General features: G+C 53.3%; 15 protein-coding genes and 1 pseudogene. 12 read left to right on the top strand and 4 right to left on the bottom strand.

Annotated features, from left to right (window positions below):
- Positions 1 to 4: 4 nt before the first annotated feature.
- The 4 genes from DQM29_RS14485 to DQM29_RS18480 all read right to left on the bottom strand — a co-directional run bounded on the left by DQM29_RS14485 (position 5) and on the right by DQM29_RS18480 (position 3,572).
- A complete protein-coding gene (locus tag DQM29_RS14485; protein ID WP_111741347.1) occupies positions 5 to 889 on the bottom strand; it encodes a tetratricopeptide repeat protein in 885 nt (294 codons plus the stop codon).
- Positions 890 to 1,037: 148 nt separating this feature from the next.
- Complete coding sequence (locus tag DQM29_RS14490; RefSeq protein ID WP_145960376.1) at positions 1,038 to 1,802, bottom strand: hypothetical protein; 765 nt, start codon at positions 1,800 to 1,802, stop codon at positions 1,038 to 1,040.
- 55 nt (positions 1,803 to 1,857) lie between these two features.
- Positions 1,858 to 3,315 (bottom strand): M14 family metallopeptidase, encoded by a 1,458-nt coding sequence (locus DQM29_RS14495; RefSeq protein WP_241966740.1) that lies wholly within the window; start codon positions 3,313 to 3,315, stop codon positions 1,858 to 1,860.
- A 44-nt stretch (positions 3,316 to 3,359) separates the two neighbouring features.
- Positions 3,360 to 3,572 carry a hypothetical protein gene (locus DQM29_RS18480; RefSeq protein ID WP_241966741.1) on the bottom strand — a complete coding sequence of 71 codons (213 nt, stop codon included), beginning with the start codon at positions 3,570 to 3,572 and terminating at the stop codon, positions 3,360 to 3,362.
- A 193-nt stretch (positions 3,573 to 3,765) separates the two neighbouring features.
- Here DQM29_RS18480 and DQM29_RS14500 point away from each other — a divergent pair, with 193 nt between their 5' ends.
- The 12 genes and pseudogenes from DQM29_RS14500 (at position 3,766) to DQM29_RS14550 (ending at position 15,035) form a co-directional block, all read left to right on the top strand.
- On the top strand, positions 3,766 to 4,314 hold the full coding sequence (locus tag DQM29_RS14500; protein WP_111741350.1) for a metal-dependent hydrolase: 549 nt from the start codon (positions 3,766 to 3,768) through the stop codon (positions 4,312 to 4,314).
- A gap of 405 nt (positions 4,315 to 4,719) precedes the next feature.
- Positions 4,720 to 5,607 (top strand): ubiquinol oxidase subunit II, encoded by an 888-nt coding sequence (cyoA, locus tag DQM29_RS14505; RefSeq protein ID WP_111741351.1) that lies wholly within the window; start codon positions 4,720 to 4,722, stop codon positions 5,605 to 5,607.
- A gap of 3 nt (positions 5,608 to 5,610) precedes the next feature.
- The gene (cyoB, locus tag DQM29_RS14510; RefSeq protein WP_111741352.1) at positions 5,611 to 7,605 is read left to right on the top strand and encodes a cytochrome o ubiquinol oxidase subunit I; all 1,995 of its coding nucleotides are present in this window, start codon (positions 5,611 to 5,613) and stop codon (positions 7,603 to 7,605) included.
- On the top strand, positions 7,595 to 8,209 hold the full coding sequence (locus tag DQM29_RS14515; RefSeq protein WP_111741353.1) for a cytochrome o ubiquinol oxidase subunit III: 615 nt from the start codon (positions 7,595 to 7,597) through the stop codon (positions 8,207 to 8,209). The genes cyoB and DQM29_RS14515 overlap by 11 nt, the downstream gene beginning before the upstream one ends.
- The gene (locus DQM29_RS14520) at positions 8,210 to 8,536 is read left to right on the top strand and encodes a cytochrome o ubiquinol oxidase subunit IV (protein WP_111741354.1); all 327 of its coding nucleotides are present in this window, start codon (positions 8,210 to 8,212) and stop codon (positions 8,534 to 8,536) included. It abuts the gene before it with no gap.
- Between the two features lie 11 nt (positions 8,537 to 8,547).
- Entirely contained in the window at positions 8,548 to 9,441 is an 894-nt protein-coding gene (gene cyoE / locus DQM29_RS14525) for a heme o synthase (protein WP_111742113.1), read from the top strand.
- 152 nt (positions 9,442 to 9,593) lie between these two features.
- Positions 9,594 to 10,946 (top strand): annotated as a pseudogene (locus DQM29_RS14530) (MFS transporter); the annotation flags it as partial.
- 171 nt (positions 10,947 to 11,117) lie between these two features.
- Positions 11,118 to 12,134, top strand: a complete 1,017-nt coding sequence (locus tag DQM29_RS14535) for an LLM class flavin-dependent oxidoreductase (RefSeq protein ID WP_111741356.1) — start codon at positions 11,118 to 11,120, stop codon at positions 12,132 to 12,134.
- A gap of 119 nt (positions 12,135 to 12,253) precedes the next feature.
- Positions 12,254 to 13,213, top strand: a complete 960-nt coding sequence (locus DQM29_RS14540; protein WP_232054925.1) for a D-2-hydroxyacid dehydrogenase — start codon at positions 12,254 to 12,256, stop codon at positions 13,211 to 13,213.
- 265 nt (positions 13,214 to 13,478) lie between these two features.
- Positions 13,479 to 13,862, top strand: coding sequence for a SymE family type I addiction module toxin (locus DQM29_RS14545; protein WP_332102947.1), 384 nt, complete (start codon positions 13,479 to 13,481; stop codon positions 13,860 to 13,862).
- 173 nt (positions 13,863 to 14,035) lie between these two features.
- Positions 14,036 to 14,380, top strand: a complete 345-nt coding sequence (locus DQM29_RS18485; protein WP_232054926.1) for a hypothetical protein — start codon at positions 14,036 to 14,038, stop codon at positions 14,378 to 14,380.
- Entirely contained in the window at positions 14,334 to 15,035 is a 702-nt protein-coding gene (locus DQM29_RS14550) for a hypothetical protein (RefSeq protein WP_232054927.1), read from the top strand. Before DQM29_RS18485 ends, DQM29_RS14550 begins: the two co-directional genes overlap by 47 nt.
- The last annotated feature ends 105 nt before the right edge of the window (positions 15,036 to 15,140 follow it).

A 15,140-nucleotide genomic window follows, 5' to 3' on the forward strand; every position in this document is an offset into this window, starting at 1 on the left:
CTGACTACAGGCAGGCCTCTGTGAGTTCCTTTTGACAGGCGCTAAGTAGCTTATTTACGTTCTCATTCTTAGCATCCACTATAATTTCCCACGCTTCTCGAGCAGGTGAGCTCTTGTCAGCATCGCCGCCAAAATCCTTTGCCAACCTAAATAGCACGCGAGCCTTATCCTCATTTTTCTTGACGCCTCTCCCCTCCGAGTACATCTCCGCAAGGTTAGAAAATGCCAGCGCATAATTTTGCATAGCCGCTAGGCGATACCATTTCACCGCCTCAGCATAGTCAGTGGTAACACCCAGACCACTCTCGTACATATATCCCAAATAATTTTGGGAGCGCCCATCTCCCCGCTCAGCCGCCAGACGAAACCATTTCACTGCCTCAGCGTCATCAGCGGCTACGTTTTGGTCATTCCGATACGCAATGCCTAAATTAGCCTGAGCGTGCACATGCCCCTGTTCTGCCGCCAAACGATACCACTTCATCGCCTCCGCATAGTCAACGGCAACACCCCGGCCAATATAGTACATAACGCCTAAATTATTCTGACCGCTCACATATCCCTGCTCAGCAGACAGGCGATACCACTTCACCGCCTCAGCATAATCAACGGGAACGCCAAGACCGTTTTTGTATATAACGCCTAAACAATACTCTGCTTCCGGGTGTTTCTGCTCCGCCGCCAGACGGAACCACTTCATCGCCTCAACGTGATCGACGGCAACGCCTTTGCCGTTAGCGTATATAAGACCCAGTTCATTCTGGACGTTAGCGTCTCCCGCCTCAGCCTTAGCTCTGATTTCCTGTAAGCTTTCATCGGCCTGAACGCCAAAAGGAGACAATAGGCAGCCGAGCAGAAAAAGTAAAAAACGCGCCTCAATTACACGCATAGTAAAATATCCTTTCCTTTTGATTTCACATAAAACTTAAAAAATCCCTGCTATTTTATTGTTCTGACCTATCAGATAGCAGCGCAGCTAACACGGCTTCATTCGTTTATAAAAGTAGATGTATGGATAACAGAAGCATCGACTGGCGTCATTTCCCGACCGGCTGCCTGCAGCCTTCTGACCGAGAAACGGCGTCATCGCAGATCTCATCCTCTGAAACAAGCCTATCGGCTCTCATCCAGCCCACAACGTCGTTAAACTGAACCAGCAAATAGCCGTGCCGTTCACCTTCCGACGCGTTATCTAGCAGTTGCTGTGATGCCTTATCTTTCACTCCCAGTCCCACTACTTGAACGGTATCGCCAGAAATGACGAAAACGGACTCACTGCGGCACTGCTCTACCGGAGCGGAATAAAACCACGAGCGGGATTTACCGGTCACGATCCAGCGGGGAGACTCTGTCTGAATGGGTTCTAGCGTCAGCTTTTCCAACAGCGACTGACACTGCGCTGCCTGCAACAGGCACCGCTGATAGCGCTTGCCCGCCTCCTGATTAAACGTAAGGGGATCGTCATTAACATCTGTTAGCCGGTTTTGTACCGGATCGTAGGTCACCCACCCCAGATTGCCTGCGCCGGGAGTATCCGGCGACGGAGTTTGCCGACTGTCGTAAAGGTGAAGCGCAATGTTGCCATCCCGTTTTTCAGCCTCAATGCGCAAATCTTTCTCTGGAACGCGCTCGGCCTTCATCAGCGCCTGATTGCTGCTGGCGACCATTTTTCGCTGTGAGATAGAACAATCAAACAGCCGAGGCGCCACATCACTCGCAGCCGACACGCCACAAGAGCAGAGCAAAAGCAGAATCGCTACGCTATATCCCCCTGCTCCCCATCGTCCCTGATATATTTTCATTATTTCTACTTACTGAAATGCCGGCACACTGAATGGTCAAATACTACATCGTCGACTATTGCATCACCATCATGGCGATCTCCGGTTTCTCCTGCACGCGGTAGAGCGGCAACGGGTCGCCTACGGTTGCCTCTTTCGTATCGCTTTGAGCGGCTGGTTTGGCTTTTTTAGCCTTTTGCTTTTTAGCCGAGGCCTTTGACGAAGCAGGCATCTTCATCGCGCCGCTCTCCAGCAGGCTTCCGGACGCTTCAGGCTCCAGCAGCGACACGGCCAAATTGGCCAGAGGCTGGTTAAGCGGTATGTAAAAATACCCCGGTTCCAGTGACAGGGAGATGCCTTGTAAATGACTTAGTACATGACGACCCGACTCGGGCACTTTTGCCGTCTCTGTCGGCTTATTTTGAGGAGCAAGCACATACTGCTGAGCTTTAACTGTCTGCTTTTCGCTGACCTGATACACATCAATACCCAGCGACTTTAAGCGAGCAACGGAAGCCTTTTCTGACGACGGCAGCAGATAAGCGTAGGGACGTGGACGAGTGAGTACCGGCATGATCTCCAGCGCAGAATCCACCTCGACGTTGACTTTAACGTTATCCGCCGTTTTTGCATCCATCATCGACAGCGTTACAGTACTCGGCAGCGCCTTCCCGCGCACCACGATCGCTCCCTGCCCTGTCTGAGCGTTAGTCTCTTCGCGAACGCTGCGGCGGAACGTCATGACATCATCGTGATTTTTTGCCGTTGCCTTAACCAGGCTCTGCATAGATAAGAATTGGGTGTACACCCGACGGGCAAAGTGCGCTTTTCCCAGCCCAATCCCGCGCGTGGCAAACGACAGAGAAACCGCATTGCGCAGGCCGGCCGTATTGCGCAGCGTATTCACGTCCATGTTACCCATTTCAACGCGACCTTTATCCTTCGAGTCGGTATCAATAGTCAGATAGCCGCTGTGGCTTAGCCCGTTAGATTCCAGCGTATTGATCAGGCTCTGGCGAAACGTGCGCTCGCCAAGCGCGGTGATTTTTGCCGACAGGTTGGGAACGGCGGCGTGTTGGATCATCGCGTCATAACGCGCTAAGGCGCCAAACTTTTCCAGCCACTGCCCGGCAGGCTGGTATTCTCGGCTGTCCAGAACCACATCCGGCTGATACTCGGTCATCACCCAGGCCAGCGCTCGGCTTTCCGGCGTGCTGAGCGCGAAGTGATCTTTATTCAAGTCTACGCCATTGGCTAACGCCTTGGTAAACGCGTCGGCACCGTCGGGGTTTGCTCTCGGTACAATCAGCACGTTAATCCACGACAGAGCGTCGCCCTCTTTTCCCTGAGCCAGACTTTTGGCATAGGCCAGTGCCCCTTCACCGGAGGCAGGCTCGTCGCCGTGCTGCATCGCAACAATCAGCACTGTTGGTTTACCGTTTCTCATTAGCGCCTGAGGAGAAACGTCCTGCGTTTGGGAAAAAACCAACATAGGAATATCTCTTCCCTTTTGCGATTTCCCTATAACGCTCACTCGTAAAGAGGGAGAAGTCTTGCTCAGACTGGCGATAAACGCTGTCAGCTCATCCTGACTGGTGAAATCTTTTTTATCTGCGGCAAAGGCAGGCGTCCCCAAATCGAGACTGGGTGAAGGAAACTGTTTAACAATGGCGGAATTTCCTGATAGTCCCGAGTGGGATCGTACTTCGCATAGGCGCTGCCGGGCAGCGTAGCCAAAGCCAACAGGCAGGGAAACAGCGCAGCGGTCGCCGCCCTGGAAAACTTTCTCATGACGCATCTCCAAAAGAACGCTGGCGGGATCTTCTCTCCCCCAGGCAAACTGCCGCCTATTATTCCACTAAGAGGCAGCAGAATCTCTCTTCGTTTTATCAATCCGCACGAAAAAGCGATCCGCATCGCTTCATGTCTACTTCACACGTCACCGATAGTATCCAAAGAGAAATTTCATAACAGGACGTTAGCTATGCCAACCGTTGTCACCCACGTTGCCGTACCCCTATGCATAGGGCTCGGTTTAGGAAAGAAAGCCATTCCGCCCTCTTTGCTGTTGACCGGTATAGCATTCGCAGCCATTCCCGACCTCGACGTGCTGTCGTTTAAGTTCGGCATTGCTTACGCTAACGCCTTTGGCCATCGAGGCTTTACCCATTCTCTGCTGTTTGCCTTTGCCCTGCCGACACTGGCTCTGGCGTTTAAGCGATGGTTTAAGGTCGGCTACGGACGCATTTGGGGATTCCTTACCCTGTCGCTCTTGTCGCACAGCGTGCTGGATGCGTTTACTACTGGGGGAATGGGCGTCGGCTGGCTGTGGCCCTGGTCGCAGGAGCGCTTTTTTGCCCCCGTTCAGGTTATTAAAGTTGCGCCGTTTAAACTGGCAAAATACCTAGAACCAAGCGGTATTGCCGTAATTAAGTCGGAACTGCTGTGGGTGTGGCTGCCGGGTATCGTGCTGATGCTGGCGATGATGGCGGCTAGAAAGATAGAACAGCAGCAGACACCACAGGCTTCATAGAAAAAGCTGATTACAGCGATAATCTATACCTTAGGTCGTCGTTAAGCCGGATTATCGCCACGTTAACCGCTAAATACGGCAGTTTAGCAGATTATTATCACTTCGCCGCCCCATCTCTTAGCAATTTATTTCATTTGAAAAAATGTGCCTTCCGCCAAACTTAGCGATTTAAGATAGAAAATCACCGCTAAAAATCTGAAAACCAGTCTATTCTTCTTTAAGAAACGTGTTGTCCCCTATTATCCCATCGAATTCAAGTTAACAAAAACAACATTCATTAGTGACAATGATTTAATAACATTTACATATTTGTAACTTTTAAATAAAATCAACTCACAATCGGGCCATTCCCGAAGGCCCTGAATATCACAAAGCACGTAAAGTCCTTTGTCACGAGGTCGACCAATGAGACTAAAACACTGCACTACACTTTCTAAGCTATTGGTAGTTGGAGTATTGGGATTACTCCTCAGCGGCTGCGATATGGCGCTGTTGAATCCGAAGGGGCAAATCGGCATGGAGCAGAGATCCCTGATCGTTACGGCGCTCCTGCTCATGCTGATCGTCGTTATTCCCGCTATCTTGATGACTTTTCTTTTCGCATGGAAATACCGCGAGTCTAATAAAAGTGCCAAATACACCCCTAACTGGGCCCACTCGAACAAGATCGAGCTGGTGGTCTGGGGCATTCCCTGCGTCATTATTTTAATTCTCGGCGCGCTGACCTGGAAAAGCACCCACGCACTCGACCCAAGAACGCCTATCGTCAGCGAAGCGCAAACCATCACCATTGAAGCCGTGTCGATGGACTGGAAGTGGCTATTTATTTACCCAGAACTGGGCATTGCGACCGTGAATGAACTCTCATTCCCCGAGAACGTGCCGGTTAAGTTCAAAATCACCTCTGACACCGTGATGAACTCCTTCTTTATTCCCCGGCTTGGCAGCCAGATTTACGCCATGGCGGGTATGCAAAACATCGTGCACCTGATTGCCAACGAAAAGGGTACCTACCCCGGCATGTCTGCCAACTACAGCGGCAAGGGTTTCTCCGGTATGAAGTTCAACGCGCTGGTGACCTCAGAAGAAGACTTCAACAAGTGGGTAGAGAAAGTCAGGCAGTCTCCGAATCAGCTGCAGTGGGCCGACTACGGTAAGCTCGCCAAGCCGAGTGAAAACAACCCGGTTGAGTACTTCTCTACCGTCAAGCCCGGTCTGTATCTGGACATCATTAATCAATACATGGATATGGACAAGAGCAAGCACGCACAACACTCTGGAGCCGAGGAATAAAACATGTTAGGAAAATTAACCCTAGACGCCATTCCTTATCATGAGCCGATTATCATGGGCGCCGTCGGCATGATTATTGTGGGCGGCATTGCTCTGCTGGCGCTGATCACCTATTTAGGCAAGTGGAAGTGGCTGTGGAACGAATGGCTAACCAGCGTTGACCACAAAAAAATCGGCGTGATGTACATTCTGGTCGCTATGGTGATGCTGCTGCGCGGCTTTGCTGACGCCATCATGATGCGTACGCAGCTGGCAGTGGCTGCCGCGACCGCGGGAGAAGGCTTCCTGCCTCCGCACCACTACGACCAAATCTTTACCGCGCACGGTGTTATCATGATTTTCTTCATGGCAATGCCGTTCGTTATCGGCCTGATGAACATCGTAGTGCCGCTGCAAATCGGCGCTCGCGACGTGGCTTTCCCGTTCCTCAACTCGCTGAGCTTCTGGCTGTTTGTGGCGGGCGTGGTGCTTATCAACATTTCTCTTGGCGTCGGCGAATTCGCCCAAACCGGCTGGCTGGCCTATCCGCCGCTGTCGGGCAAGGTGTATAACCCCGGCGTGGGGGTCGACTACTGGATATGGAGTCTACAGATATCCGGCGTCGGTACGCTGCTTACCGGGGTAAACTTCTTCGCCACTATTCTGAAGATGCGCGCGCCGGGCATGAAGATGATGGATATGCCGGTCTTTACCTGGACCGCGCTGTGCGCCAACGTACTGATCATCGCCGCCTTCCCTATCCTGACGGCGACCGTCGCTATGCTGACGCTAGATCGCTATATGGACTTCCACTTCTTTACTAACGACCTCGGCGGCAACCAGATGATGTACGTCAACCTCATCTGGGCATGGGGTCACCCGGAAGTGTACATCCTGATCCTGCCCTGCTTTGGTATCTTCTCCGAAGTGGTGGCGACCTTCAGTAAAAAGCGTCTGTTCGGCTACACCTCGCTGGTGTGGGCTACTGTCGCAATCACTATCCTGTCCTTTATCGTTTGGCTACACCACTTCTTTACTATGGGGGCAGGAGCCAACGTGAACGCCTTCTTCGGCATTGCCACCATGATTATCTCCATCCCGACCGGAGTGAAGATTTTCAACTGGCTGTTCACTATGTATCAGGGGCGCATTCAGTTCTCTACCCCCATCCTCTGGACACTGGGCTTCCTGGTGACCTTTACCGTTGGCGGGATGACGGGCGTGCTGCTGGCCGTTCCGGGCGCTAACTATGTGCTGCACAACAGCCTGTTCCTGATTGCCCACTTCCACAACGTGATTATCGGCGGCGTGGTGTTCGGCTGTCTGGCTGGTTTCAACTACTGGTTCCCGAAAGCCTTCGGCTTCACCCTTAACGAGCGCTTAGGCAAGTACGCCTTCTGGTTCTGGATTATCGGTTTCTTCGTTGCCTTTATGCCGCTGTACGCGCTGGGCTTTATGGGTATGACCCGCCGCCTGAACTACAGCCTACAGCCGGAGTGGACCTCTCTATTGGTTGTGGCGGCGTTCGGCGCAGTGCTAATTGCACTAGGCATTGCCTGCCAGATCCTACAGCTTGTCGTCAGCATCAAAGACCGCAAGAAGAATCTGGACGTGACCGGTGACCCGTGGGGCGGCCGCACGCTGGAATGGGCAACATCTTCCCCAGCGCCGTTCTATAACTTCGCCCATCTGCCAACGATTAACGGTATCGACGTTTTCGCTGACATGAAGGAAAAGGGCATCGCCTACGCGCGCCCGGCCAGCTATGAACCAATCCACATGCCGAGAAACACCGGCGTCGGCGTGATTATCGCTGCCTTTAGCGTCGTCTTCGGCTTCGCGATGGTGTGGGAAATCTGGTGGATGGCGATCGTCGGCCTGATCGGCATGGCTGTTGCCTACATTGCCTATACCTTCTGCGACAACACCGACTACTACGTGCCGGTAGAAGAGATTGAAAAAATCGAACAACAGCGTTTTGAACAACTGAGCAAAGCCGGGGTGAATCATGGCAACTGATACGCTAATCGCGCCAAGCGCGCATGCTCACGAGCATGAGCACCACGACAGCGAATCCAAAACCGTCTTTGGTTTCTGGATTTACCTGATGAGCGACTGCATTCTTTTTGCCTGCGTGTTCGCGACCTATGCCGTGCTGGCAAACGGCACTGCCGCAGGCCCGACGGGTAAAGAAATTTTCGAACTACCCTATGTGCTGGGTGAGACAGCGCTACTGCTGCTCAGCAGCTTTACCTACGGTATGGCGATCATCGCCATGAATCGGGGAGCTAAAAGTCAGGTTATCGGCTGGCTGGTAGTCACTTTCCTGTTCGGTCTGGGCTTTATCGGGATGGAGCTCAACGAGTTCCACCTGCTGATTAGCGAAGGCTACGGCCCCTCTACCAGCGCGTTCCTCTCTGGCTTCTTTACGCTAGTTGGCACGCACGGCCTGCACGTTACGCTGGGTCTTATCTGGATGGCAGTGATGATTATTCAGGTTGCCAAAAAGGGTCTGACGCCGAAAAACGGCGCTCGCCTCATGTGCTTAAGCCTGTTCTGGCACTTCCTTGACGTCATCTGGATTTGCGTCTTCACCGTGGTTTATTTGATGGGGGCCATTTAAATGAAACATACCGACGCTTCCGGCGCCAGCCACGGCACCGTTAAATCGTACCTGATAGGCTTTGTGCTGTCCGTCATTTTGACCGCTATTCCGTTTTGGATGGTGATGACCGGCGCTGCCGCGCCGAGCACGCTGGCGATTACCATTTCGCTATTTGCAGTTGTTCAGATTGTGGTGCATCTGGTCTACTTCTTACATATGAACACAAAGTCAGAAGGTGGGTGGAACCTCATCGCTCTGATTTTTACGGGTCTTATCATCGCTATCGTCGTCGTGGGGTCACTGTGGATTATGTACAACCTCAACGTCAACATGATGGCTCACTAAGCGTGGTGCCTATGATGAAGAAATATCTGCTGGTCACTAAGCCGGGCATTATCTTTGGCAATATGGTGTCCGTTATCGGCGGTTTCCTCCTCGCAGCTCAGGGAAACGTCGACGCTTTCCTGATGTTTGCTACCGTTGTCGGCGTCTCGCTGGTTGTGGCGTCCGGCTGTGTGTTCAATAACTATATTGACCGCGATATTGACTGCCTGATGGAGAGAACCAAGAACCGCGTTCTGGTTCAGGGACTTATCTCTCCTAAGATAACGCTGATTTACGCCACCGCGCTGGGAGCCCTTGGGTTTGCCCTGCTTTACGTGTTCACTAACCCTCAGGCTGTCGGCTTTGCTCTGCTTGGGTTTGTGGTTTACGTCGGCGTTTACAGTCTCTACATGAAGCGCAAGTCGGTCTACGGCACGCTGGTTGGCAGCCTCTCCGGCGCAGCGCCGCCGGTCATCGGCTACTGTGCCGTCAGCGGTCAGTTTGATACTGGCGCCATGCTGCTGCTGGTTATCTTCAGCCTGTGGCAGATGCCTCACTCTTACGCCATCGCGATTTTTCGCTATAAGGACTATCTGGCAGCGAATATCCCGGTTCTGCCGGTCAAGCGCGGCATTTCGGTCACGAAAAACCACATCACTCTCTACATTGTCGGCTTTATTGCGGCAACGCTGATGCTGGCTATCAGCGGCTATGCAGGCTACGGCTATCTCGCGGTAGCGGCTACCGTTGGGCTGTGCTGGCTGGTGATGGCGCTGACGGGCTACAAAACCACGGACAACCGCGTCTGGGCGAAAAAAGTGTTTATCTTCTCCATCGTGACGATCACAGCGCTAAGCGTCATGATGTCAGTGGACTACACTCAAACCGCTGCGCCAGAAACCCTGCTGGCGCTGGTCTGGCCTTAAGCTTTCACGCCCGCCGTGCTCTGTGCATGGCGGGTGCTCTAAGCCAGCCCAACTAACCTATCCGATTCTTACATAAAGAAAATCCGCGCATTCCGCTACGCTTGAGATTATGCTATGGGCCACTTCTGTCCATACACACCGCATGAGGCACTATGAACGATAACCGCATGACGCCACAGGAACGCCGCGCAACGGCAGGATTGGGGCTGGTCTTCTCTTTGCGCATGCTGGGCATGTTTATGGTGCTGCCGGTGCTGACCACCTACGGCATGTCTCTGGCGGGTGCAACCGAGCAGCTTATCGGTATTGCTATCGGTATCTACGGCCTTACACAGGCGGTGTTTCAAATTCCGTTTGGCCTGCTGTCAGATCGGGTGGGCCGTAAGCCTCTTATCATCGGCGGGCTGCTGATTTTTGCCTGCGGCAGCCTGATTGCCGCAATGAGCGACTCCATCTGGGGCATTATTTTAGGTCGTGCGCTACAGGGTTCAGGCGCTATCGCCGCCGCCATTATGGCGCTGCTGTCAGACCTGACGCGGGAACAGCACCGCACGAAAGCCATGGCGTTTATCGGCGTGAGCTTTGGCATTACTTTCGCTATCGCTATGGTGCTGGGGCCTGTTGTAACGAACGCTTTTGGGCTCAGCGCGCTATTTTTCGCCATCACGGTGCTTTCTCTGTTGGCTATCGCGCTAACCATTTTTATTATCCCCAATACCAGCGAGCACGTGCTCAACCGCGAGTCGGGCATTGTAAAAGGCAACCTTGGCAAAGTGCTCGGCAACGATCGGCTGGTCAAGTTAAACATTGGCATTCTTTGCCTGCACGCTGTCCTGATGATGACCTTTCTCGCCCTTCCGGTCGCCATGGAGAAAGCCGGATTTATGCCTGCTGGGCACTGGAAGCTCTATCTGGTCACCATGCTGGTTTCTTTTGTCGCTGTTGTGCCCTTCATCATAATTGCGGAAAAAAAGCGCAAAATGAAGCAGGTATTTTTAACCTGTATCGCACTGCTTTTTGTTTCCGAAGCTATACTTTTTTCCAGCGGGCAACGCCTGTGGCTTCTGTTTGCAGGCGTTCAGCTGTTCTTCATCGCCTTCAATACGATGGAGGCCATTCTGCCTTCGCTAATTAGCAAAGAAGCCCCGGCTGGCTATAAAGGCACCGCGATGGGCGTCTATTCCACCAGCCAGTTTATCGGCGTAGCGATAGGCGGTGGCATCGGCGGCTGGCTGTTTGGCCTAAACGGCGTTAGCTCAGTCTTTTTAGGCTCCGTCGCCCTGTGCGGTCTGTGGTTTTTGGTGAGTACCACCATGAAACAGCCGCCCTACGTCAGCAGCCTGCGCATTAACGTGCCTGAAGAGGCCGTGGGAGCCGGGCTGTCGGAAGCGGTGCTTAGAGCGTTCACCGGCGTCAATGAAGCGGTATTCGTTCCCGAAGAGCGCGCAGCCTACGTCAAGATCGACTCAGCACGAACCAGCCGAGCAGTACTGGAACAGGCTATTTTTGATTTCATCCATGAGTACCACAGCCGATATCAGGCTGGCGAACAACCGGCGGCACATGCCCAATAGACATCTCGCCGCGCCGTAGGCAAGCAAAGGCAGAGCGACGGGGCATTGTCCGAGACTTAGAGCCCGTTTTTACAGGCCTCAGCGACATTGGAGATATCTAGTATGACGCAGACTTCCCGTATACCTCTTTCCGTTCTCGATCTCTCGCCGATTGTCCAAGGCGGTTCTATTCCCCAAACCTTTGCCCACTCCCGCGAGCTGGCGCTGTTAGCCGAGCGTCTCGGCTATTGCCGCTACTGGCTGGCGGAACATCACAGCATGGAGGGGATTGCCAGCTCGGCAACGGCGGTACTGATAGGCTATATTGCGGGCGCGACGCAAAAAATGCGCGTTGGCGCGGGCGGCATTATGCTGCCAAACCATTCGCCGTTAACCATTGCTGAACAGTTCGGCACTCTGGCTTCCCTCTACCCTGACCGTATCGACCTAGGGCTAGGCCGCGCGCCGGGCACCAGTCAGGAAACCGCCTTAGCGCTCCGGCGCGACGACCACGACAGCGCCAGAAACTATCAGGCCAACGTGCATGAACTTCAGGGTTACTTTGGCGAAGACACTCCTGAGCGAGTCATTAAAGCCGTTCCCGGTCAGGGGCTCAACGTGCCTATCTGGCTGCTGGGCTCCAGTCTGTACAGCGCCCAGCTGGCGGCCCATATGGGGCTACCCTTTGCCTTCGCAGCCCACTTCGCGCCAGACCTGCTGATGCAGGCTCTAGAAGTCTACCGTAGAGAGTTCAGGCCTTCTCCATCGTTACACAAGCCGTATGCAATGATTTGCCTTAACGTTATCGCCGCCGATACCCACCTTCAGGCCGAGCGGCTGTTTAGCTCGCTCCAGCTGCACTTTGCCAGCATGCTTCGCGGCAACCCCGGCGCTCTGCCGCCTCCGGTAGACGACATTACCCAAGTGCTTGCCAAGCACGAACTCTATAGCGTTAACCACACGCTGAGCCTGTCGATCGTAGGTGACAAAGAGGATGTGCGAGACGGGTTGCAAAATCTGCTGCAGGAAACCGGTATTGATGAGATTATGATTAACGGACAGATTTTTGACCATCAGGCGCGGCTACGATCGTTTGAGCTGATTGCCGATATCGCGCCTGAATTAGATAGTGTCTCATAACTACCCGCGCACGCCGCTGGCGGCGGGCATTTTGTACTGCTGTGCGCTGTTGTCATCATCGTTATTATCATAATAGCGGCGCGCAGCGGTAACGTTTAACCCTCTGGACTATCAGGTGAATGATGAAAATTGTGGTATTAGACGGATATACGCTCAATCCCGGCGACATTTCCTGGAGCGATCTTGAAAAGCTTGGCGAGCTTACGGTTTATGACCGCACGCCAAAGGATCTTATCGTTGAGCGTATCGGCGATGCAGACATCGCCCTAACGAACAAAACGCCTATCGACGCCCAGACTCTGGCGGCCTGCGCTTCTCTTAAGTTTATCGGCGTACTGGCTACCGGTTACAACATCGTCGACGTTAAGGCCGCCCGGGAGAAAGGCATTGTCGTATGCAACGTGCCGAGCTACAGCACCATTTCCGTCGCCCAGCTCAGTCTGGCTCTACTGCTAGAGCTTTGCCACCACGTAGGCGATCACAGCACAGACGTCCGCGCGGGCGGCTGGAGCAGCAGCATCGACTTCTGCTATTGGCGTTCGCCGCTTATCGAGCTACAGGGTAAAACTCTGGGCCTTATCGGCTACGGCCAAATCGGCTCGGCCTTCGCCGCTGTGGTAACCGCTCTTGGTATGAATATTCTGGTTTATACCCCTAGCCAAAATAAAAAGCACGAACGTCCCGGGCTGAGTGTTGTACAGCTGGATCGGCTGCTGGCAGAGTCCGACGTTATCAGTCTGCACTGCCCGCTCACGGCGGACAACACCGGCATGATTAACCGCGACACTATCGCCAAAATGAAAGATGGCGTACTGCTGCTGAATACCGCCCGCGGCGCACTAATCGTCGAACAGGATCTGGCTGATGCTCTGAACAGCGGTAAAATCGCCGGAGCAGCGCTTGACGTGCTGTCCACCGAGCCGCCAGCCGCCAGCAACCCGCTGCTCAAGGCCAAAAACTGTGTGCTGACGCCTCACATTGCCTGGGCGCCGAAAGAGGCGCGCCTGCGCCTGATGGCCATTACGGTAGAAAACCTTAAGCGCTATGCGGCGGGTGAACCGCAGAACGTGGTGAATTAACGGCTGGGTTTTATTTTGCGAGGCATATTCCGATATTGGCATTATGCCTTGTTTCTCTTAATAAAATCGCTTGTTGCCCATTATCGATAACGGTATCTTTTGCCCGCGCCTGCAAATTCAGGCTCCGGGCTTAGCATCCTGAAATTCTCTTGTTGGCGACATATTGGCGCGTCTGTGCTTTTTTTATGTCGTGCACACGGCTACACTCCTATGGCGAGCCGGACGGTGGCGTCGCAAGACGCGCCGGTGTCCAACAAGGCCGGTAATGCTAACTCCGTCCGGTTCCGCCACCCGTGAAATTAGCATTTCCGATGGCGGCATAATTGACGACTTGTTGGAGGCTGCCCCTATGGCTACGATCCCTACCCAGACTCACCCCTCATCAGAGAAACCCGCTAAAACCCAGCGCCGCTATACCGTCGGCTACGTCCCTAACCACAGCGACACCAGCACGCCCGCCCTCAACTTAAGCGGAAAATGGCTTAGAGAAGTCGGCTTTGACACCGGAATCAACGTGACGGTCAAGATTGCCGGAGACTGTATTGTGCTCATTCCCGATAACGAGGAAGTACATGAGCTGCGTACCCAGCTTAAGCAGGTGAAAGAGGCGGTGAAGGTGATGAAGGAGGAGGTGCTTAGTTCGCTGTGAGGAAAAAGGGAGAGTTCGTGTCTCCAAACGAGAAAAGCCACCTTGAAGGTGGCTTTTCCGGTACTAACTTTAGCGCGCGGGTCCGAAGAAATCCGCGCCTTGATGGAAGGAATTTATCAGTATCTGGCAAGTCCGTCAATCCACCCCCTGATGTTTGAGCTCTGGAGGACATAATGCAGTTGGAAGATTATATCTCAGCCAAGCGGCTCAGCATTTACACCGATGTGCTGAAACTGAAACCCGGTGAAGCGCTGGGCGGCTATAGCTGGAATAAAGCAGTCGCTGCGGCCATGCAGCCGCTGATGCACTGCCTTGAGGTGACACTGCGCAACGCTATCGATTACAGCATTCGCCACGATCCTCTGCCCGGCGCGGTAGGGCTCTGGCGCACCGATGCCAATTGGGTCTTCGATTTACCCCGATACATGGGAGATAAAATATGGATGCGGCAGAATAAGCGCTATAAAAAGGATGCACGCGGCCAAAACGCTGTACCATCACGGAAAACCTGTTTATGACAGGACTACTTGGGAAGAAGACTGTATCCGCAAAGTTGCAAAGCGGATCCGCGATGCTGGCAAAAATCCGACGGCAGAGCGGATGATCTCTGGGCTAGATTTTGGTTTCTGGACTAACTTTCTGACGAAAAACTACGATGAACCCCGGAACTGTTCGCTGCTGTGGCCTCAGTTGCTTCCGTCTGTCTTTCCCGGCGCTCCAGTCGGGACATCCCGGCATGAGCTGGAAAAGAAATTTACTCGAATCCGAGATCTGCGTAACCGTCTGGCGCATCATGAAGCGATCTGGAAATTCCAGGAGAAAAATCCGGTCACCGGTGCACCGGACTATAACCGACCGGTGTATGGCTTGCAGGCTTCACTACAACTGCTGCGCAGGGCTTGGGACGATATGCTGGAAGCGTTGAACTGGCTCAGCCCGGCACGGCATGCCGCGTTTCTGGCTGAGGGGCACCATATTCGTTTTGAAACGCTGACAACCCGAGACGGACTGCTGAGTTTTACTGGATGCCAGCAGCTGGTGAACGACCTGAATATTCGGCGCAGCAGGGAAACCAGAAAGCTACTACGTGGGCTCAATCAACAGAAAATTATCCGGCTGACCAGCAGTTCCCAGATCGTGGCCATTATCGGTCCTGACTTTATTCGGATATAAATTACTGCGGAGAAAGCCATCTTTATAACTCTCGTTCAGATGGCTACTGTTTCGGTCAGAATGCTCTCTGAAACTTATTAGGACGGTTTATCAGCAAACATAGCC

The organism is Leminorella richardii, assembly GCF_900478135.1.
Classification (GTDB): domain Bacteria; phylum Pseudomonadota; class Gammaproteobacteria; order Enterobacterales; family Enterobacteriaceae; genus Leminorella; species Leminorella richardii.

What these genes read in the sequence shown, in the direction of transcription:
- DQM29_RS14490 (WP_145960376.1), bottom strand. Translation starts at nt 1,802, where the DNA reads ATGAAAATATATCAGGGACGATGGGGAGCAGGGGGATATAGCGTAGCG.
- DQM29_RS14500 (WP_111741350.1), top strand. Translation starts at nt 3,766, where the DNA reads ATGCCAACCGTTGTCACCCACGTTGCCGTACCCCTATGCATAGGGCTC.
- DQM29_RS14545 (WP_332102947.1), top strand. Translation starts at nt 13,479, where the DNA reads ATGCTAACTCCGTCCGGTTCCGCCACCCGTGAAATTAGCATTTCCGAT.
- DQM29_RS14540 (WP_232054925.1), top strand. Translation starts at nt 12,254, where the DNA reads ATGATGAAAATTGTGGTATTAGACGGATATACGCTCAATCCCGGCGAC.
- cyoB (WP_111741352.1), top strand. Translation starts at nt 5,611, where the DNA reads ATGTTAGGAAAATTAACCCTAGACGCCATTCCTTATCATGAGCCGATT.
- cyoE (WP_111742113.1), top strand. Translation starts at nt 8,548, where the DNA reads ATGATGAAGAAATATCTGCTGGTCACTAAGCCGGGCATTATCTTTGGC.
- DQM29_RS18485 (WP_232054926.1), top strand. Translation starts at nt 14,036, where the DNA reads ATGCAGTTGGAAGATTATATCTCAGCCAAGCGGCTCAGCATTTACACC.
- DQM29_RS14535 (WP_111741356.1), top strand. Translation starts at nt 11,118, where the DNA reads ATGACGCAGACTTCCCGTATACCTCTTTCCGTTCTCGATCTCTCGCCG.
- cyoA (WP_111741351.1), top strand. Translation starts at nt 4,720, where the DNA reads ATGAGACTAAAACACTGCACTACACTTTCTAAGCTATTGGTAGTTGGA.
- DQM29_RS14515 (WP_111741353.1), top strand. Translation starts at nt 7,595, where the DNA reads ATGGCAACTGATACGCTAATCGCGCCAAGCGCGCATGCTCACGAGCAT.
- DQM29_RS14520 (WP_111741354.1), top strand. Translation starts at nt 8,210, where the DNA reads ATGAAACATACCGACGCTTCCGGCGCCAGCCACGGCACCGTTAAATCG.
- DQM29_RS14550 (WP_232054927.1), top strand. Translation starts at nt 14,334, where the DNA reads ATGCACGCGGCCAAAACGCTGTACCATCACGGAAAACCTGTTTATGAC.
- DQM29_RS14485 (WP_111741347.1), bottom strand. Translation starts at nt 889, where the DNA reads ATGCGTGTAATTGAGGCGCGTTTTTTACTTTTTCTGCTCGGCTGCCTA.
- DQM29_RS18480 (WP_241966741.1), bottom strand. Translation starts at nt 3,572, where the DNA reads ATGAGAAAGTTTTCCAGGGCGGCGACCGCTGCGCTGTTTCCCTGCCTG.